The organism is Pseudomonas sp. WS 5412 (assembly GCF_012985615.1).
In the GTDB taxonomy this organism is placed as follows: domain Bacteria; phylum Pseudomonadota; class Gammaproteobacteria; order Pseudomonadales; family Pseudomonadaceae; genus Aquipseudomonas; species Aquipseudomonas shahriarae.
The window spans coordinates 63841-82927 of the sequence record NZ_JAARMB010000018.1; the positions used below are offsets into that span (position 1 = coordinate 63841).

Annotated in this window: 16 protein-coding genes; 4 read left to right on the forward strand and 12 right to left on the reverse strand. The window is 60.7% G+C overall.

Annotated features, from left to right (window positions below):
• Positions 1 to 10: 10 nt before the first annotated feature.
• The 3 genes from guaB to HBR94_RS21325 all read right to left on the reverse strand — a co-directional run bounded on the left by guaB (position 11) and on the right by HBR94_RS21325 (position 3090).
• Positions 11 to 1480 carry an IMP dehydrogenase gene (gene guaB, locus HBR94_RS21315; RefSeq protein WP_003209646.1) on the reverse strand — a complete coding sequence of 490 codons (1470 nt, stop codon included), beginning with the start codon at positions 1478 to 1480 and terminating at the stop codon, positions 11 to 13.
• Positions 1481 to 1639: 159 nt separating this feature from the next.
• A complete protein-coding gene (locus HBR94_RS21320) occupies positions 1640 to 2188 on the reverse strand; it encodes a hypothetical protein (RefSeq protein ID WP_057437964.1) in 549 nt (182 codons plus the stop codon).
• A 134-nt stretch (positions 2189 to 2322) separates the two neighbouring features.
• Entirely contained in the window at positions 2323 to 3090 is a 768-nt protein-coding gene (locus HBR94_RS21325; protein WP_057437962.1) for a sulfite exporter TauE/SafE family protein, read from the reverse strand.
• Between the two features lie 99 nt (positions 3091 to 3189).
• On the opposite strand from HBR94_RS21325, the gene HBR94_RS21330 reads away from it, so the two are divergent.
• From HBR94_RS21330 to leuA, 4 genes are all read left to right on the forward strand, one after another.
• On the forward strand, positions 3190 to 4080 hold the full coding sequence (locus tag HBR94_RS21330) for a LysR family transcriptional regulator (RefSeq protein ID WP_057960562.1): 891 nt from the start codon (positions 3190 to 3192) through the stop codon (positions 4078 to 4080).
• A gap of 30 nt (positions 4081 to 4110) precedes the next feature.
• Positions 4111 to 5490 carry an exodeoxyribonuclease VII large subunit gene (gene xseA / locus HBR94_RS21335; RefSeq protein ID WP_057960563.1) on the forward strand — a complete coding sequence of 460 codons (1380 nt, stop codon included), beginning with the start codon at positions 4111 to 4113 and terminating at the stop codon, positions 5488 to 5490.
• A 3-nt stretch (positions 5491 to 5493) separates the two neighbouring features.
• On the forward strand, positions 5494 to 6315 hold the full coding sequence (locus HBR94_RS21340; RefSeq protein ID WP_128593883.1) for a M23 family metallopeptidase: 822 nt from the start codon (positions 5494 to 5496) through the stop codon (positions 6313 to 6315).
• A gap of 393 nt (positions 6316 to 6708) precedes the next feature.
• Positions 6709 to 8388: a 2-isopropylmalate synthase gene (gene leuA, locus HBR94_RS21345; RefSeq protein WP_057960565.1), complete on the forward strand. Its 1680-nt coding sequence runs from the start codon at positions 6709 to 6711 to the stop codon at positions 8386 to 8388.
• Between the two features lie 940 nt (positions 8389 to 9328).
• Here leuA and HBR94_RS21350 read toward each other — a convergent pair.
• The 9 genes from HBR94_RS21350 to pilW form a co-directional block, all read right to left on the reverse strand.
• Positions 9329 to 10120 (reverse strand): amidohydrolase, encoded by a 792-nt coding sequence (locus HBR94_RS21350; RefSeq protein WP_057438035.1) that lies wholly within the window; start codon positions 10118 to 10120, stop codon positions 9329 to 9331.
• Positions 10108 to 11256 (reverse strand): pyridoxal phosphate-dependent aminotransferase, encoded by a 1149-nt coding sequence (locus HBR94_RS21355; RefSeq protein ID WP_170045495.1) that lies wholly within the window; start codon positions 11254 to 11256, stop codon positions 10108 to 10110. Before HBR94_RS21355 ends, HBR94_RS21350 begins: the two co-directional genes overlap by 13 nt.
• Positions 11257 to 11474: 218 nt before the next feature.
• On the reverse strand, positions 11475 to 12944 hold the full coding sequence (gene der / locus HBR94_RS21360; RefSeq protein ID WP_057437955.1) for a ribosome biogenesis GTPase Der: 1470 nt from the start codon (positions 12942 to 12944) through the stop codon (positions 11475 to 11477).
• Between the two features lie 134 nt (positions 12945 to 13078).
• The gene (bamB, locus tag HBR94_RS21365; protein ID WP_057437953.1) at positions 13079 to 14230 is read right to left on the reverse strand and encodes an outer membrane protein assembly factor BamB; all 1152 of its coding nucleotides are present in this window, start codon (positions 14228 to 14230) and stop codon (positions 13079 to 13081) included.
• A complete protein-coding gene (locus HBR94_RS21370) occupies positions 14223 to 14864 on the reverse strand; it encodes a tetratricopeptide repeat protein (RefSeq protein ID WP_057437951.1) in 642 nt (213 codons plus the stop codon). Before HBR94_RS21370 ends, bamB begins: the two co-directional genes overlap by 8 nt.
• Positions 14865 to 14905: 41 nt before the next feature.
• On the reverse strand, positions 14906 to 16195 hold the full coding sequence (gene hisS, locus HBR94_RS21375; RefSeq protein WP_057437949.1) for a histidine--tRNA ligase: 1290 nt from the start codon (positions 16193 to 16195) through the stop codon (positions 14906 to 14908).
• Between the two features lie 23 nt (positions 16196 to 16218).
• A complete protein-coding gene (gene ispG / locus HBR94_RS21380) occupies positions 16219 to 17328 on the reverse strand; it encodes a flavodoxin-dependent (E)-4-hydroxy-3-methylbut-2-enyl-diphosphate synthase (RefSeq protein ID WP_057437947.1) in 1110 nt (369 codons plus the stop codon).
• A 2-nt stretch (positions 17329 to 17330) separates the two neighbouring features.
• Positions 17331 to 18326 (reverse strand): RodZ family helix-turn-helix domain-containing protein, encoded by a 996-nt coding sequence (locus HBR94_RS21385; protein WP_057437945.1) that lies wholly within the window; start codon positions 18324 to 18326, stop codon positions 17331 to 17333.
• Positions 18326 to 19084: a type IV pilus biogenesis/stability protein PilW gene (pilW, locus tag HBR94_RS21390; RefSeq protein WP_057437943.1), complete on the reverse strand. Its 759-nt coding sequence runs from the start codon at positions 19082 to 19084 to the stop codon at positions 18326 to 18328. Before pilW ends, HBR94_RS21385 begins: the two co-directional genes overlap by 1 nt.
• Positions 19085 to 19087 lie beyond the last annotated feature (3 nt).

Consider the following 19087-nt stretch of genomic DNA (forward strand, 5'->3'; position numbering starts at 1 on the left):
GCTGGAAGCCTCAACCTACGCGGTAGTTTGGCGCTTCCTTGGTGATCTGCACGTCGTGGACATGGGATTCAGCCATGCCGGCGCCGGTGATCCGTACGAACTCTGGCTTGGTGCGCATTTCTTCGATGTCGGCGCTGCCGGTGTAGCCCATCGAGGAACGCAGGCCGCCCATCAGCTGATGGATGATGGCGCTCAGGGTGCCCTTGTACGGCACACGGCCTTCGATGCCTTCCGGTACGAGCTTCTCGGCGCCTGCCGAGGAGTCCTGGAAGTAACGATCGGAGGAACCTTGCGCCTGGGACATGGCGCCCAGCGAACCCATGCCACGGTAAGCCTTGTAGGAACGGCCCTGGAACAGTTCGATCTCGCCTGGTGCTTCTTCGGTACCGGCGAACATCGAGCCCATCATCACGCAGGAGGCACCGGCTACGATGGCCTTGGACAGGTCACCGGAGAAACGGATGCCGCCGTCGGCGATCAACGGTACGCCAGTGCCTTCAAGGGCAGCGGCAACATTGGCGATGGCGCTGATTTGCGGCACGCCCACACCGGCGACGATCCGCGTGGTGCAGATCGAGCCAGGGCCGATACCGACCTTGACCGCGTCAGCGCCCGCTTCGGCCAGGGCCTTGGCCGCTGCGCCAGTGGCGATGTTGCCGCCGATCACCTGTACGTCAGGGAAGTTCTGCTTGACCCAGCGCACGCGGTCGATCACGCCTTTGGAGTGACCGTGGGCGGTGTCGACCACCACCACGTCAACCCCGGCAGCGACCAGGGCCGCAACGCGGTCGCCGGTGTCTTTACCGGTACCCACGGCGGCGCCAACGCGCAGACGACCTTGGTCATCCTTGCTGGCCAGCGGGTAAGCCTTGGCTTTTTCGATGTCGTTGACGGTCATCATGCCTTTGAGGGCGAATTTGTCGTCGACGATCAGCACGCGCTCGATGCGGTGCTTGTGCAGCAGTTCACGCACATCGTTCTTGTCGGCGCCTTCCTTGACCGTGACGAGGCGCTCTTTAGGCGTCATCACTTCACGGACGGTGACTTCAAGACGGTTTTCGAAGCGCACGTCACGGGAAGTGACGATGCCGACCAGGTCGCCATCATGCAGCACGGGAACACCGGAGATGTTGTGCAGGCGGGTCAGGTCGAACAGGTCGCGTACGGTGGCGTCGGCTTCGATGGTGATTGGATCTTTCACCACACCGGCTTCGTAACGCTTGACCTTGCGCACTTCGGCAGCTTGCTGCTCGATGGTCATGTTCTTGTGGATGATGCCGATGCCGCCTTCCTGAGCCATGGCGATTGCCAAACGGGCTTCGGTGACGGTGTCCATGGCAGCGGAAACCAGGGGAATATTCAGCTCGATGCCACGGGTTAGGCGGGTCTTGAGACTGACTTCGTTAGGAAGCACCTCGGAATAACCGGGCACTAAGAGAATGTCGTCGAATGTCAGAGCTTCTTGGCTGATACGCAGCATCGCGGGGGCTCCCGAGCGGGAAAATGGAAGCGCGTCATTATACTCAGACACCCCTCGGGCCTCAACGTAAAACTCTGACAAACTTGGTAATACTGATAGATGGGGAATTTCCAGGCCCTGATCGTTCCCAGGCGGAGCGTGGGAATGATCGGGGCGCTCCTAGAGTTCGACTTTGACCCAGCTGATTTTCTGATCGAGCCAGTCGGCAAACTCGTCGATAAAGCTCTGCTTGAAACCCGCTTCCGCCCAGTTGTTGAAGATGAAGCCCAGGTTGGAGAAGCCGCATTCCTGCAGGAACAGAAACCCGTTGATGTCATCTTCATGCCCACACAACGGGCAGGTGAAGTTGTCGGTGTGGCCGGGCATCCAGTCTTCCAGGCTGTCGAACAGCGCCTCGCCGACTTCTTTAAGGCATTCCGGGCAGCCGGCTTCTTCGAGAAAGCCCTTGGCCGGAGTGTAGATGCAGCGTTTGTAGATGATTTCCAGGCCATTGACCGGCTCGTTGAACGGCAGCGCCTCGGGGTGCAGCACCACGGCGCGGGCACCGTCGGCCAGGGCGTAGCCCATGCGGTTGCCGGTGCGCCCGCAGGTGGTCAGTTCTTCCTTGATGATGTTCTTGCGCACCAGCCAGCGCACGATGGCCCGGGCGCGGGGTTCGTGGACGGGCAAGGTGGAGATTTTCGGGACAAGGATGCTTTGGGAATTCATGGGAGTCCTGCGGTGTGGCGTCTGACGCCATCGCGGGCAAGCCGCTCCCACATTCGATTGCATTTCAATGTGGGAGCGGGCTCGCCCGCGATGAGGCCCTAGAGCCCGGCAGCTTAATCCCTGAAACCCACAGGTCAAGTACTCAAATACCGCCCAATCAAGGCAATGCCACTGGCCAGCACCAACCATGTCACCAAGCGCACAAACGCCTCACGGGACATGCGCAGGGTCAATCGCCGCCCCGCCCACAGCCCCAGGGCCATCGCCGGCAACAGGCACACCGCCAACATCAGCAACGGCAACTCGGCATACACCCCGGCGATCAAAAACAGACTCAGGCGCACCACGGTGCTCGCGCTGATCAGCGCGCTTTGGGTCGCCCGCGCGCCGTCCTTGGGCAGGCGGCTGTTCAGATAGATCGCATATAAAAAGCCGCCACTGCCAAACAACGCACCAAACAATCCGCCCACCACGCCCATGGGGACCGACCAGCCGGCAGCCAGGGCCGTGGGCTTGGCCCTTACCGCCAGGCTGTAGATGGCATAGGTGCTGATAAACAGGCCCATCAACAGCAGCAGCAGGTCCGAGTGCAGGTTGAGCAAGAAGATCACGCCGAGGGTGCAGCCAATCGCCATGCACGGCAGTAATCGCAACAGCTCCGGCTTGACCACATCCCGCCGCGATTGCAGCAGGTTGCCAAAGGCCGCGACGAAATCCAGCAGCACCAGCAGCGGGATGATCTTCGACAGCGGCATAAACATAATCAGGATCGGCCCGGCCACCAGCGCCGTGCCGAAGCCGGCGATGCCAAACACGATGTAGGCCAGGGCAATCCCCAGGCCGATTACCAACCAGTCCAGCGCCCCGAACGACCACTGCCCCATCAATTCAACCAGGCTCATGCAATATTCCTTGTCAGCGATGGCCCTCACTTTAGCCAAGCGGATGGGTTGCGACTAATATCTTCCAAGCCCCCCACCTATCTCGAAAAGGCATGACTCGTGATTTCCACCCGGCAACTGCGTTACTTCGTCGAAATCGCCGAGAGCGGCAGCTTCAGCGCCGCCGCCGAGCGCCTGTTTGTCGCGCAATCGGCCCTTAGCCGGCAGATCAAGGAGCTGGAAATTATCCTGCAAACCCCGCTGTTCGAGCGCACCGCCCGCCAACCCAGACTGACCGCCGCCGGCGAGGCGTTTTATCCACGGGCGCGCAACCTGCTGGGCGAGTTGCACAAGGCCAGTGAACTGGCGACCCAGGTCGGCCACGGCCAGCTCGGCACCCTGCGCCTGAGCCACTCCAGCACAGTGCCGATGAGTGGGCGGGTACTGCGCGGGATCAGCACCTGGCTGGAACAGTGCCCAGGGGTGTCGATGGATATCGTCAAACTGTCCTCCGAAGCGCAGTTGGAAGACATTGCCGATGGTCGCCTGGAGGTCGGCCTGCTGCGCCTGCCGGTACTGCGTCAGCGCGAAGGGGTGCGCATCGTGCCTTTATATAAGGAGCCACTGTTGCTGGCCGTGCCGCCAGCGCACCCTTTGGCCCGGCACACATCGGCCATTGAACTGGCACAGTTGAAGGACGAAGCGTTTATCTCGATCCCCCACCCGCAACGCGGGGGTCTGAGTTATCTGTCGGCCGAATTGTGCATGCGTGCCGGATTTTTCCCCAAGGCCGCACGGGTGATGTCGCGCAAGACCACCCAGTTGCAGCTGATCCAGGCGGGGTTTGGCATTGCCCTGCTGCCCGAGTCGATGCGCGATATTGCCCCAGCCAATATTCACTTCCTGCCCCTGGCCGACCCCGATTGCCACAGCACCGTGGCCCTGGCCTGCGCGCAGGCGCCGAGCGCGTTGGTGGCGCAGTTCTGTCAAACCTTGGGCGAATGCCTATAAACTGCCGCCCATGACTAAAGATCTCTTCCCATGATTAAAGACCCGTTTGCCCGCCTGGGCCTGGACCGCGAAGTCCTGACTGTCAGCCAGCTCAACGGCCGCGCGCGGGTGTTGCTGGAAGACGTGTTCACCAATATCTGGGTCGAAGGCGAGATCTCCAACCTCGCCCGCCCCGCCTCCGGCCATGTGTACTTCACACTCAAGGACAGCGGCGCACAGGTGCGTTGTGCACTGTTTCGCAACAATGCCGCACGGGTGCGTCAGGCACTGAAGGATGGCCTGGCGGTCAAGGTGCGGGGCAAGGTCTCGCTGTTCGAGGGCCGTGGCGACTATCAGTTGATCCTCGACACCGTGGAACCGGCCGGTGATGGCGCGTTGCGCCTGGCCTTCGACGCCTTGAAGGAAAAGCTCAGCGCCGAAGGCTTGTTCAGTGCCGAGCGCAAGGTGGCGCTACCGGCCCATCCACGCCGCATCGGGATTATCAGTTCGCCCACGGGCGCGGTGATTCGCGACATCATCAGTGTGTTCGGCCGCCGTGCGCCGAACGTGCAACTGACCCTGATCCCCACTGCCGTGCAAGGCCGCGAAGCCGTGGCGCAGATTGTCCGCGCCCTCAAGCTGGCGGATGCCCGTGGCTTCGACGCGCTGATCCTGGCCCGTGGCGGCGGCTCCCTGGAAGACCTCTGGTGCTTCAACGAAGAAGCCGTGGCGCGGGCCATTGATGCCTGTATCACGCCCATCGTCAGTGCGGTCGGCCATGAGACCGATGTGTCCATCAGTGACTTCGTGGCCGATGTGCGTGCGCCTACGCCGTCGGCGGCGGCTGAGTTGCTGGCGCCGGATGCGAGCAATCTGGTGCGCCAGGTCGAAAGCCTGCACCGGCGCCTGGTGATGCTGATGCGCAATCGCCTGACCCACGACCGCCTGCGCCTGGAAGGCATGGCCCGCCGCCTGCGTCACCCCGGTGAGCGCCTGCGCCAGCAGGCCCAGCGCCTGGATGACCTGGATATGCGCCTGCGCCGCGCGTTCGAGCGCAGCCTCAACACCCGCCGCGAACGCCTGATCCGCCTGGAAACGCGCCTCGCCGGCCAGCATCCGGGGCGGCAACTGGCCCTGCTGCGCCAGCGCCTGGACAGCCTCGCCGAGCGCCTGCCCCGGGCCATGCGCGAGGGCCTCAAGGCCCGTCGTCTGCAACTGCAAAGCCAGGTGCAGACGTTGCAGGTGGTCAGCCCGCTGGCGACCCTGGGCCGTGGCTACAGCATCCTGCTGGACGAGCGCGGCCAGGCGATTCGCAATGCCGCACAAACCCACACCGGCCAACGCCTGACCGCGCGCCTCGGTGAAGGCCAATTGCAAGTGCGGGTGGAAGATAACCACCTGACACCCGTCACCCTTTCATTACTGGATTGATTGATGCCTCGTCTATTTAGCCTGCTGATGCTGCTGTGCCTCGCCTTCAATGCCCACGCCGACAGCTACATCACCCGCACCCTGAACAAGCCGGTACCCGGCGGTGTGGCCGTGGTCGACCTGGGCCCCGCCGCCGCCGCACCGAAAGCCACCTACCAGGGCAAACCGGTGCTGGTGGTCAAGGAACAGGACAACTGGCTGGCGATTGTCGGCATCCCATTGACGGTAAAGCCCGGTAACGAGCGCATCAGCAGCGGTGGGCGCACCCTGCCGTTTATCGTCGGTTTCAAGAAGTACCCGGAACAGCGCATCACCCTGAAGAACAAAAGCCAGGTCAACCCCGCTCCGGCGCAGCTCAAGCGCATCGAAGGCGAACTGGCCGTACAACTCAAGGCTTACCGCAGCTTCAGCCCGAACCTGCCAAGCAACCTGGTGTTGGACAAACCGGTGAACGGCCCGCTGTCGAGCAAGTTCGGCGTGCGTCGCTTCTTCAACGGTGAAGAACGCAACCCGCACTCGGGCCTGGACTTCGCGGTGCCTGCCGGCACGCCGATCAAGACCCCGGCCAATGGCAAGGTGATTCTGGTGGGCAATTATTTCTTCAACGGCAATACGGTGTTTGTCGACCATGGCCAGGGCTTTATCAGCATGTTCTGCCATATGTCGAAGATTGACGTGAAGGTGGGCCAGCAATTGGTGCGTGGAACGGTGGTGGGCAAGGTCGGAGCGACGGGCCGGGCGACCGGGCCGCATATGCACTGGAATATCAGCTTGAATGATGCGCGGGTCGATCCGGCGATCTTTATTGGGGCGTTCCAGCCTTGATGTGATCGCTCGGCATACGGGCGTTATCGCGGTGCAACGATTCAACGTGCCCGCGATGACGCCAGCTCAATTCCACTGATTGCGCATCCTGAAACCCTCACGCAAACAAAACAAAGCCTTGAGCGTTTACCAACCATAAAATCTCGTTTCTTACAGAAATAGCAGAACTTCTCTCAATTTTTTTCGACTGCTTGCCATCTTTCACCCCGACGGTTAGGGTTGAGCTTATGAAAACCTCTCACACCCTCATTCAGCTCCGCCAGCACCGCAGCCTGTGCCTCGTCAGCGCACGACTGCCAGGCTGAATCGATCTGCCTCGTCCCCGGTTTGCATCCCTAATAAACGCTTTCTGGCAGGCCGCCTCTTCTCGGCCCTACAACAAGGATTCTTCTGATGAGCATGCTCAAAGACCCGTCTTCGAAATACCGCGCATTCCCGACCATTGATATCCCGGATCGCACCTGGCCGTCGAAGACCATCACCACCGCGCCGATCTGGTGCAGCTCCGACTTGCGCGACGGCAACCAGTCGCTGATCGAACCGATGGATGCGGTGAAAAAACTGCGCTTCTGGAAAACCCTGGTCGCGGTGGGCGTAAAGGAAATCGAAGCCTCGTTCCCGGCCGCTTCGCAGACCGACTTTGACTTCGTGCGCACCCTGATCGAAGACAACCACATCCCCGAGGACACCACCATCCAGGTGCTGACCCAGGGCCGTGAAGACTTGATCGCCCGCACCTTCGAATCCCTGCGCGGCGCCAAGAAAGCCATCGTGCACTTGTACAACGCCACCTCGCCGTCCTTCCGCCGTATTGTGTTCAACCAGGACAAGGACGGGATCAAGGCCATCGCGGTCGACGCGGCCAAGCTGTTCGTCAAGTACGCCGCCCAGCAGCCGGAAACCCAGTGGACCTTCGAATACTCCCCGGAGACCTTCAGCGCTACTGAACTGGAATTCGCCAAGGAAGTGTGTGACGCGGTGATCGAGGTGTGGAACCCGACGCCTGAGCACAAGATGATCCTCAACCTGCCGGCCACCGTGGAATGCGCCACGCCGAATATCTATGCCGACCAGATCGAGTGGTTCGGTCGCCATATCAACCGTCGTGACAGCGTGATCATCAGCCTGCACACCCACAACGACCGTGGCACCGGTGTCGCGGCTACCGAGTTGGGCCTGATGGCTGGCGCCGACCGTGTCGAAGGCTGCCTGTTCGGCAACGGCGAGCGCACCGGTAACGTTGACCTGGTCACTGTGGCGTTGAACCTCTACACCCAGGGTGTGGACCCTGAGCTGGACTTCTCCGACATCGACGGCGTGCGCAAAGTGGTCGAGGAATGCAACCAGATCCCGGTGCACCCACGTCACCCATATGTCGGCGACCTGGTCCACACCGCATTCTCCGGCTCCCACCAGGATGCGATCCGCAAGGGCTTCGCCCAGCAGAAACCGGATACCTTGTGGGAAGTGCCGTACCTGCCAATCGACCCGGCCGATATTGGCCGCAGCTACGAGGCGGTGATCCGCGTCAACAGCCAGTCGGGCAAGGGCGGCATCGCCTACCTGCTGGAGCAGGAATACGGCATCAGCTTGCCACGCCGCATGCAGATCGAGTTCAGCCAGGTGGTACAGGCCGAAACCGACCGTGTGGGCCTGGAAATGACCGCCGCGCAGATCCACGCGTTGTTGCAGCGTGAATACCTGCAAGCCAACACCCCGTACGCGTTGGTCAGCCATCGCCTGCAGGAAGAAAACGGCAACAGCTCGGTAGAAGTCGAAGTCTCCGGCAAGGGCCAGGGCGAAACCAACCTGCGCTGGCACGGCAAGGGCAATGGCGCACTGGAAGCACTGGTGGCCGGCCTGCCGATTGGGGTCGAGATCATGGACTACAACGAGCATGCGATCGGCGCGGGGACCAACGCCAAGGCCGCGGCTTACATCGAGCTGCGCGTGAACGGCGAACGTCCGGTGCATGGCGTGGGGATTGATGAAAACATCACCACCGCCAGCTTCAAAGCGGTGTTCAGCGCCCTGAACCGCTCGTTGAGCCAGCTGGAAGCGAAAGCAGCGTAACTGACCGCTGAAAAGCCAAAGGCCCCTGGATGCGAATCCAGGGGCCTTTTTAGTTTGGGGTTGTGGTGGTGCTGATGGCCTCATCGCGGCATAGATATCTACACAACTCTTTTATCTAGTGCTTATTGGGTTTGTGTACATATCCGTTGCTGCGGTCATGGCCACTTAGGGTTCCGCCCTGACGGCGGCTCACTTTGGAGAAGCCCCAAAGTAAGCAAAGCGCTCTTGCCCCACCACTCGGTGCCGGGGTGCCCACTGCGCAATACCTGCCTGCGACCATCGTGGTTTAACGGGGCGCCTAAGATCAAAAGCCAGATCAAAAGTCAGATCAAAAGCAGAACAACAGCAACAGCAAAGCCGGGGCGCGAAGCTGCATTCCCCCTTGTGGGAGCTGGCTTGCCTGCGAAGGCGGTGTATCAGCCAATACATTTATCGACTGATACACCGCCTTCGCAGGCAAGCCAGCTCCCACAGGTATATGCGTACATCTCGACGATCAGGTCGGCTGTCAGGCCGCCTCGCTTTGCTTTTGATCTTAGGCGCCCCGTTAAACCACGCTGGCCGTCATCCGATATTGATTTGGGGGGTAACCCGGCAGGACGCCGGGTTAGCCGCGCTGGGCCATGGATGGCCCATCGCGGCGGCCCCCCAAATCAATGTCGGATGACGGGCACACCGAGCCTGGGCGAGGTGCCGAGTGGTGGGGCAAGAGCCCTTTTGGTTACTTTTGGGGCTCTTTTCCAAAAGTGACCCGCCGTAAGGGCGGAACCAATAGCCGCCATGACCGCAGCAACGGATATGTACACAAACCTAAGAATCACTAAAAAAATCTGTAGATACCTATCCTCATCGCGGGCAAGCCCGCTCCCACATTTGGAATGCATTCCCCTGTGGGAGCGGGCTTGCCCGCGATAGCTATCCCACTGACAACAGGCCCCTGTCAGACAAACTGAAAACTATCGGCATCCAGATTTGCCGGAAACCGCGTGCGATAGTCCGCCAATTGCGCCGCCTCCAGGCACACCTGGAACACCCCGTCCGCCTCCCCTGCGCTCAGCAGGCTTTCGCCCTGAAAGTCCAGGACCTGGCTGTCACCTGTGTAGGCAAAGCCCTTGCCATCCGTGCCCACTCGGTTCACCGCCGCCACATAACACAGGTTTTCGATGGCCCGAGCCGGCAACAGGCGGTTCCAGTGCTGACGCCGTGCCCCCGGCCAGTTGGCGGTATACAGCAGCAGGTCAGTGTCCTGGGCATCACGGCTCCACACCGGGAAGCGCAGGTCATAGCAGATCAGCGGGCGAACCCGCCAACCCTTGAGCTCGAACTGCACCTGGCGCTCGCCGGGGGTGTAGTGATTGTGTTCACCGGCCATGCGAAACAGGTGGCGCTTGTCGTAGTGCAACACCTCGCCATCGGGCCGCGCCCACAACAGGCGGTTGCGGTGGCTGCCGTCAGCGGCCTGGATGATCACGCTGCCGGTAATCACCGCGTTGTACTTCCGGGCCTGGGTCTTGAGCCATTCATGGGTCGGGCCGTTTTCGGCTTCGGCCAGCAATTGGGACTCCATGGAAAAGCCGGTGGTGAACATTTCCGGCAGCACGATCAGGTCGGCGCCCCTGGCCTGCTCCAGCAGCAGCTCGAAATGCTCCAGGTTGGCCTGGCGGTCATGCCAGGCCAGGGTGGTCTGCACCAGTGCAATGTTCAGGTCAGGTAAAGCACTCAGATCACGCATAGTTTCTCGGCTGCTTGACGCAGCGTCTCCTCGCGTTTGGCAAAGCACAGGCGCACCAGGCGCTGGCCTTGGGGTGGGGTCCGATAGAACACCGAGACCGGAATTGTCGCCACGCCATGCTCGCGGGTCATCCACAGCGACATGGCCACGTCATCCAGGTCCGGGCGAATCTGTGAGTAATCCACCAGTTGAAAGTAAGTACCGGCTACCCGCGTAAAACTGAAACGCGAGGGGGCCAGCAGATCGCAGAACAGGTCACGTTTGGCCTGGTAGAAAGCGGGCAGTTCCTCGACATGCTCCGGGTGTTCGGCCATAAAGTCGGCCAGGGCGTACTGCAATGGCGTTACACCGCAGAAACTGACGTATTGATGCACCTTGCGCAGCTCCGCACTCAAGGCCGCTGGCGCCACCACGTAGCCGGTCTTCCAGCCGGTGACGTGGTAGGTCTTGCCAAAGGAGCTGACCACGAACGCGCGCTGATACAGCTCTTCGTGGGCCAGGACGCTGACGTGGGGCACGCCATCGAATACCAGATGCTCGTAGACCTCATCGCTGACCAGATAGATATCGCGATCGCGGATCAGCTCGGCCAATTGGTCGAGCTCGGCGCGAGTGATCAGGGCACCACTGGGATTGTGCGGGGTGTTGAGGACGATCATGCGTGTACGCGGGGTCAGCGCGGCCTTGATCTGTTCGAAATCCAGGCTGAAATCAGCCAGCCCCAGTTGCACATGCACACAACGCCCTCCAGCCAGCTCCACCGAAGGCTCGTAGCTGTCGTAGCACGGGTCAAAGACGATCACTTCGTCACCGCTGCGGATCACTGCCTGGATCGCACAAAAAATCGCCTGGGTGGCGCCGGGGGTGATGGTCACTTCGCTGTCGGGATTGACCGACACGCCGTAGCTGCGACCGATCTTGGCTGCCACTTGCTGACGCAGGGCCGGCAGGCCGGTCATCGGCGCGTATTGGTTATGACCACTGGCAACGTGTTTGCCCACCGCGTCGAGCAAGGCCTGGGGACCATTGAAATCAGGAAAACCCTGGGACAGGTTCAACGCGCCGGTTTCGGCAGCGAGTTGCGACATGGTGGTGAAAATGGTGGTGCCGACGTTCGGCAACTTGCTGGTGATCATGCGGTGGGCCCCTGGCGGTGAGTTACAAGTTGTAAGCTGCATGCGCCGAGGGGTCAATCGTGAGGCACAAAAAAGGGCTCATTCAGAGCCCTTTTTGGGTAACGCCTAACGTCTGTAGGAACTGGCTTGCCTGGGATGGCGCTGGGTCAGTCAGCAGGTTGGTGTCTGATCTATCGCTATCGCGGGCAAACCCACTCCCACACAAGCCCGCTCCACTGTCAGCGGCGGTCTTTACGCTTTTTGTCAGCCTTTTTGTTGTGGCTCATCAAGCGACGTTTCTTGTTCACTTGGCGGTCAGTCAGGCTGTTCTTGTTACCTTCGTACGGGTTCTCGCCACCTTTGAACTCGATGCGGATCGGTGTGCCGACCAGCTTCAAGACACGGCGGTAAGTGTTTTCCAGGTAACGCACGTAGGACTTGGGCACCTTCTCGATCTGGTTACCGTGGATCACGATAATCGGCGGGTTGGCACCACCCAAGTGGGCGTAACGCAGCTTGATCCGGCGGTTGTTGACCATCGGTGGCGCATGTTCGCCCACCGCGTCTTCAAGGATCTGGGTCAGGCGGTTGGTCGGCCAGCGGGTGACCGCCGACTTGAACGAGTTCTGTACCGAAGCGTAGAGGTTGCCCACGCCAGTACCGTGCAGCGCCGAGATAAAGTGGATATCGGCGAAGTCGACGAAGAACAACCGGCGTTGCAGCTCGACCTTGACGAAGTCACGCTCGCTTGGGGTCATGCCGTCCCATTTGTTGATCGCGATCACCAACGCCCGACCAGCCTCCAGGGCAAAGCCCAGCAGGTTGAGGTCGTGGTCGACCACGCCTTCGCGGGCGTCCATCACGAAGATCACCACGTTGGCGTCTTTGATCGCCTGCAGGGTTTTGACCACCGAGAACTTTTCAACTTCCTCGTGGATCTTGCCGCGCTTGCGCACACCGGCGGTGTCGATCAGCGTGTACTTCTCGTCGTTACGCTCGAACGGGATGTAGATGCTGTCGCGGGTGGTGCCGGGCTGGTCGTAGACGATTACCCGGTCTTCACCGAGCATGCGGTTGACCAGGGTCGACTTGCCCACGTTGGGGCGGCCGATGATAGCGATCTTGATCCCGTCTTTTTCACTCGGGCCAGGAATGCGCTTGGCTTCCTCACCTTCAGCGACGATCTCTTCTTCGCCTTCAACTTCTTCGGCGTCATCCTTGGGGAAGTCGCGCAGGGCGATTTCCAGCATCTGGGTGATACCGCGACCGTGGGCACCGGCGACAGGAATCGCGTCACCCAGACCCATCGGGCTGAATTCGGCACGGGCCGCTTCAGGATCGATGTTGTCGATCTTGTTGGCGATCAAATAGGAGCGCTTGTTACGTTTGCGCAAGTGCTCACCGATCATCTGGTCGGCGGCGGTGTAGCCCGCACGGGCGTCCACCAGGAACAACACGACATCAGCTTCTTCAATGGCCAGCAGCGACTGCTCGGCCATCTTTTCGTCCATGCCATGCTCGTCACCGGAGATACCACCGGTGTCGACAATAATATAGGAGCGCCCTTGCCACTTTGCCTCACCGTATTGGCGATCACGGGTCAGACCGGACAAGTCGCCGACGATGGCGTCGCGAGTCCTGGTCAGGCGGTTGAACAAGGTGGACTTGCCGACGTTAGGTCGGCCCACCAGGGCGATTACGGGAACCATGCGGCTCTCCACTGCGTTATTTCAGAAAATACAAAAGCCGCTGCAAGGCAGCGGCTGGTGCTCGGGGCAACACCCGAAGGTGTCGCATGCCCTGCCGAAGCAGGGCCGCCTGGGGGTTACCCCAAGCATAGTTCTTACTTGATGGTCAGGGCTTCCAGCTTGCCGCTGTTACCAAACACATAAAGCATGTTGCCTACTACCAGCGGACGCGCACGCAGGCCGTCGCTGTCGATACGTTCACGGCCGACAAAGCGACCATCTACCTGGCTCAGCAGGTGCAGGTAACCTTCCAGGTCGCCTACCGCTACATAGCTGGAGAACACTTCCGGAGCCGACAGTTGACGGCGAGCCAGCGAGTCATTGCTCCACAGGGCTGTGGTGGAACGCTCATCGACGCTTTCAACGGTGCCCGATGCCAGGCTCACGTAGACGCTACCAAAACCTTGGGCGACACCGGCGTAGCTGGAGGCATCACGCTGCCAGAGGACGCGGCCGCTTTGCAGGTCCAGCGCCGCGACACGGCCCTGGTAAGTGGCGACGTACAGGGTTTCACCCGACAGCAGCAAGCCGCCGTCGATGTCCACCACACGGTCCAGCTCGGAACGACCTTGCGGAATGGCGACCCGCGATTCCCAGGCCGGCACGCCGTTCTGGGTATCCAGGGCGACCACTTTACCGGTCGAAAGACCTGCCAGCGCCAGGTTATTGGTCACAACCGGACCACTGGTACCGCGCAACGTCAACACCGCAGGGGTGCTGTCGTACAGCCAGCGCTGCTCGCCGGTGTTGGCGTCAAGACCGATGACACGGTCATCCTGGGTCTGCACCACGACGATATCGCCGTTGGTGGCAGGCGGTGCGAGGACTTCACTGGTCACGCGAGCGCGCCATTTCTCTTCACCGGTGCTCGAATCCAGGGCCACGACTTCGCCTTTCAGCGTGCCGATCATCACCATGCCGTAACCCACGCCGACGGCGCCGGAAACAGGCAACTCGAGGTCTTTCTTCCACTTGACGTCGCCGTTCATGCGATCCATGGAGATCACCACGCCGGTCACGTCAGCGGCCACGATGTTGTCACCGTCGATTGCCGGTACCAACATGTTGTAGGTGTCGCCCTGGCCGTCACCGATAGAGCGGCTCCACTGCTTTTGCAGGACCACTTCTTCCTTGAAGCTGGTCAGCTCGGCCGGAGGCAGTTCTTTTTTGCTGTTGCTGCTGCAACCCGCGGCCAAAACGGCCAGAGCCAGCAATGCTGCATGTTTCCAACGGATCACGTCACGCATCCCCTTTGGCCAAGTCGTCCAGCTTGATTTGTAAGCCACCGACCGCTGCTTCATCAGACAGCGCAGCCTTGGCTTTTTGGTACGCAGCATTGGCTTCGTCGGTACGACCCAATTGGACCAGCAGGTCGCCCTTGAGCTCTTCGCGAGTGGCTACAAATGCCTTGTCAGCATCGCCGTCGAGCAGTTTCAGTGCTTCGTCGGCCTTGTTCTGTGCGGCCAGGACCTGGGCCAGGCGCTGACGTGCGATTTCACCCAGGGTCGGGTTGCTCGGCTTGTCGGCGATGGCTTTGAGCTCGGAGGCTGCATCATCCAGCTTGCCGGTATCGACCGCGACTTTCGCGACGAACAGGCTACCGTATTGGGCGTAGGTGCTACCGCCAAATTCGTTTTTCAGCTTGCCGGCCAGGTCCGCCACTTGGGCAGGATCAGGCTTGCCGGTAGGCGTCAGCGTGGTTTCCAGCAATTGCTGATAGAGCATCGAGGCGCCTTGCGACTGATTGCCCTGATACTTCTGGAACGCCTGCCAACCGAACACCACCACCAGCGCCAGCAGGCCGCCAGTTACCAGGGGTTTGCCGTTACGCTGCCACCAGTCTTTGAACTCGGCCAGCTGATCATCTTCAGTACTCGACACCCCAATACTCCTTAATCGCTAAATTCGGCTGTTTGACAGCTTCAACCCTGCACGATGCAGGTGGCCAAGTGCGCGGCAAGCGCATCAAAGGCAATGCTTTGTTGTTCGCCCTGGCCACGCAGGGGTTTGACACTTACCACTTGCTGGGCCAGTTCATCGTCGCCCAGGATCAGCGCGTACAACGCGCCGCTCTTGTCGGCTTTCTTGAATTGGCTCTTGAAGCTGCCAGCGCCGGCATTGACCTGCAGGCGCAGGTTCGGCAGTTGGTCGCGCAACTGTTCGCTCAAAGCCAGGCCAGCCAGTTCGGCTGCCTCGCCAAAGGCGCACAGGTACACGTCCACCTGACGGGAAATTTCTTCAGGGATCTGCTCCAGGGTTTCCAGCAGCAGGATCAGCCGCTCGATGCCCATGGCAAAACCCACGCCCGTGGTCGGCTTGCCACCCATCTGCTCGACCAGGCCGTCGTAACGACCACCGGCACACACGGTGCCCTGGGCGCCGAGCTTGTCAGTGACCCACTCAAACACGGTCTTGCTGTAGTAATCGAGGCCGCGCACCAACTTGGGGTTGATCACGTAGGGAATCCCGGCCGCATCCAGGCGTGCCTTGAGGCCCTCGAAGTGCGTGCGGGACTCGTCGTCCAGGTAGTCGGCCATTTTCGGCGCGTCGACCAGCACAGCCTGGGTCTCGGCGTTCTTGGTATCAAGGACGCGCAATGGGTTGGTCTTCAGGCGACGCTGGCTGTCTTCATCGAGCTTGTCCAGGTGAGCGGACAGGTACTCGACCAGGGCTTCACGGTAACGGCCACGGGACTCGCTGGTGCCCAGGCTGTTGAGCTCGAGCTTGACCGCGTCGCGGATGCCCAGTTGGCCCCACAGGCGCCAGGTCAGCACGATCAGCTCGGCGTCGATATCCGGGCCATCGAGGTTGAAGACTTCGCAACCGATCTGGTGAAACTGGCGATAACGGCCTTTTTGTGGGCGCTCGTGGCGGAACATCGGGCCGATGTACCACAGTTTCTGGGTCTGGCCACCACCGGTGATGCCATGCTCGAGCACAGCGCGCACGCACGCGGCGGTACCTTCCGGACGCAAGGTCAGGGAGTCGCCGTTGCGATCTTCGAAGGTGTACATCTCTTTTTCGACGATGTCAGTCACTTCACCGATGGAGCGCTTGAACAGCTCGGTGAACTCGACGATTGGCATGCGGATCTGCTTGTAACCGTAGTTATCCAGCAGGCGCGCGACCGTGCTCTCGAAATAGCGCCACAGGGGCGTCTGTTCGGGCAGGATGTCGTTCATGCCACGAATGGCTTGCAGAGACTTGCTCACATCAAATCCTTAAATTCGTTCGATCAGCCGCGAGCGATCAGCGCTGCGTCAGAGGCGACCTTCTCGGCCGCTTTCTCGCGGATCAGCCGTTCCAACTGATCCACCAGATTATCATTCGTCAATTTCTGCGACGGCTTGCCGTCGATGTAAATCAGGTTCGGGGTACCGCCGGTCAGGCCTACGTGCGCCTCCTTGGCCTCACCCGGCCCGTTGACCACACAGCCGATCACCGCAACATCCAGCGGTACCAGCAGGTCTTCCAGGCGTACTTCCAACTCGTTCATGGTTTTCACCACGTCGAAGTTCTGCCGCGAGCAACTCGGGCAGGCAATAAAATTGATGCCACGGGAGCGTAAATGCAGGGATTTGAGAATGTCGTAGCCGACTTTCACTTCCTCTACCGGGTCCGCCGCCAGGGAGATACGAATGGTATCGCCAATCCCGTCGGCCAGCAGCATACCGAGACCCACCGCAGATTTCACTGTGCCTGAACGCAAACCACCGGCTTCGGTGATGCCCAGGTGCAATGGCTGCACGATTTCCTTGGCCAGGAGGCGGTAGGCTTCTACCGCCATGAACACGTCGGAAGCCTTTACGCTGACCTTGAAATCCTGGAAGTTCAGGCGTTCAAGGTGCTCGACATGGCGCAGTGCCGACTCGACCAGGGCTGCCGGGGTAGGCTCGCCGTATTTCTTCTGCAGGTCTTTTTCCAGGGAGCCAGCGTTGACACCGATGCGGATCGGGATCCCGCGGTCACGGGCGGCGTCGACCACGGCACGCACGCGGTCTTCGCGACCGATGTTGCCCGGGTTGATCCGCAGGCAGTCGACGCCCAGTTCGGCCACGCGCAACGCGATCTTGTAGTCGAAGTGGATATCGGCGACCAACGGTACCTTGACCAATTGCTTGATGCGGCCGAAGGCTTCGGCAGCGTCCATATCCGGCACGGAAACCCGCACGATATCGACGCCAGCGGCTTCCAGGCGGTTGATCTGGGCCACGGTGGCCGCTACGTCATTGGTGTCGCTGTTGGTCATGCTCTGCACGGCGATGGGGGCATCACCACCCACCGGTACGGAGCCGACCCAGATCTTGCGCGATACGCGACGTTTGATTGGAGATTCGCCGTGCATGACTATTGTCCCAACTTCAGGCGAGCGGTCTCGCCACTGGTGAACGGCGCCACGTCTACAGGCTGGCCGTTATAGGCCACTTGCGCGCCACGGGCAAAGCCCAGACGCAGCGTCAAAGGAGGCTTGCCGACCTGCTCAAGCGTATCTCCCTTACGCTTCAAAGCACTGAACAGGACTTTGCCATTGCCATCGGTGACTTGTGTCCAGCAGTCAGCGACGTAGGTAATGTGGAGACGGCCATCCCCCGCCACGCCGGCAGGCGCCTGGGCGGCAGGTGCAGCGACTGTTGGTGCGACTGGCGCGGCCGGAGCCTGGGCCGGGACAACAGGCGTCTGGACCGTGGCAGCCGGGGCCTGGGTCACGGGAGCCGTTGGAGCCGGTGCAACGGCGGCCGGAGCTGGCTCACCGCTGGCTTCGGCAGGCTGCTGGCCCGCTTGCAGCTCAAGATTGGTTTCAGGGGCCGCCTGGCCCTGGACGACAGCCTGGTCTTCCGGCTCGTCCAAGGGGTGAATCTGGGTGGTACCGTCAGCGCTTTCGACTTCGACGTGTTCCAGGGCGTTGCTGATCAGATCCTTGCTGCGCAGCGAGGTCTGGTCCTGCCACCAGATAAAACCACCACCGATCACCGCAATCAGCAATAACAGGCTGACAATTCGCAAAATAGTATGGGAAACCCGCACCGGCTCTTCAATACGACCGAGACCGTGTACGTTACTGCCCTGGGAATCCGTACCGGTGAACTGGTCGAATTGCTGGACCAGGATGGCCTGGTCGGTGCCCAGCAGCTTGGCATAGGCGCGGATGTAACCACGGGCGAAGGTATGCCCTGGCAGTTTGTCGAACGCGCCGTTTTCCAGGTTACCCAGGGAAGTGGTGGTCAAATTGAGCTTGAGGGCCACTTCTTCCAGCGACCAACCATTGCTTTCGCGGGCCTGACGCAAGGTCTCGCCTGGGTTTACGCGATTAGCGGCTACAACTTCCGGGTGCGCGGCTTTCATCATTGCTCCGACAGGTATTGCTGATATTCCGGGGTACCGGGATAGAGTCGTTCTAATTGCTGACCAAAACGTGCGGCCTTGTCGCGTTCTTCATGAACCGTGGCGAGGCGCACACCAAGCAATAGACTACGTGCATTTTGCCCACTGAGCAGGCTAAAACGCTCGTAATAGTCACGTGCCGGCACATAATGCCTGTCTTCAAACGACAACTGGGCCATTTCGAGCAAGGCCCGTGGCTGGCGCTGATTCAGGTGCAGGGCTTTTTCCAGTTGCTGGCGGGCATCTTCACGCTGGCCGAGACGCACGGAGGTCACTCCCAGGTTCTCGAAAACCCGCGAACGTTCAGGATATAGGGTATCAGTGGCTGCTTGCTGGAAATAACCGGACGCTTGCTTATAACGCTCCTGCTGAAACAGGAAGCTACCGTAGTTGTTGAGCAGGCGTGGATCATGGGGGCGAACAGCCAGGGCCTTGCGGTAATACTGGTCGGCCAGCTCGGGCTCGGCCTGGGCCTGGAACACCAGGGCCAACGCCGCATTCGCGTCGGCATCATGGTTGTCGAGGGCCAGGGCCATTTGCAGCGGCACCTTGGCCTGCTCGCTCAGGCCCTGGCGCAGGTATCCCAGCCCCAACTGCACATAGGCAGCACGCGCTTCGTCACGGCCCTTGCCGGTTTGCAACGGACTATCAGAGCCCGATGAAACACAGCCAACCGACAGGCTGGCAACAAGCAACAGCAGCGCAAGGCGCAAGGGCATAGA

Coding starts and splice junctions, on each gene's coding strand:
- bamB (WP_057437953.1), bottom strand. CDS start 14,230: ATGCGTGACGTGATCCGTTGGAAACATGCAGCATTGCTGGCTCTGGCC.
- guaB (WP_003209646.1), bottom strand. CDS start 1,480: ATGCTGCGTATCAGCCAAGAAGCTCTGACATTCGACGACATTCTCTTA.
- pilW (WP_057437943.1), bottom strand. CDS start 19,084: ATGCCCTTGCGCCTTGCGCTGCTGTTGCTTGTTGCCAGCCTGTCGGTT.
- HBR94_RS21320 (WP_057437964.1), bottom strand. CDS start 2,188: ATGAATTCCCAAAGCATCCTTGTCCCGAAAATCTCCACCTTGCCCGTC.
- HBR94_RS21385 (WP_057437945.1), bottom strand. CDS start 18,326: ATGAAAGCCGCGCACCCGGAAGTTGTAGCCGCTAATCGCGTAAACCCA.
- leuA (WP_057960565.1), top strand. CDS start 6,709: ATGAGCATGCTCAAAGACCCGTCTTCGAAATACCGCGCATTCCCGACC.
- HBR94_RS21340 (WP_128593883.1), top strand. CDS start 5,494: ATGCCTCGTCTATTTAGCCTGCTGATGCTGCTGTGCCTCGCCTTCAAT.
- HBR94_RS21350 (WP_057438035.1), bottom strand. CDS start 10,120: ATGCGTGATCTGAGTGCTTTACCTGACCTGAACATTGCACTGGTGCAG.
- HBR94_RS21325 (WP_057437962.1), bottom strand. CDS start 3,090: ATGAGCCTGGTTGAATTGATGGGGCAGTGGTCGTTCGGGGCGCTGGAC.
- der (WP_057437955.1), bottom strand. CDS start 12,944: ATGGTTCCCGTAATCGCCCTGGTGGGCCGACCTAACGTCGGCAAGTCC.
- HBR94_RS21355 (WP_170045495.1), bottom strand. CDS start 11,256: ATGATCACCAGCAAGTTGCCGAACGTCGGCACCACCATTTTCACCACC.
- xseA (WP_057960563.1), top strand. CDS start 4,111: ATGATTAAAGACCCGTTTGCCCGCCTGGGCCTGGACCGCGAAGTCCTG.
- ispG (WP_057437947.1), bottom strand. CDS start 17,328: ATGCACGGCGAATCTCCAATCAAACGTCGCGTATCGCGCAAGATCTGG.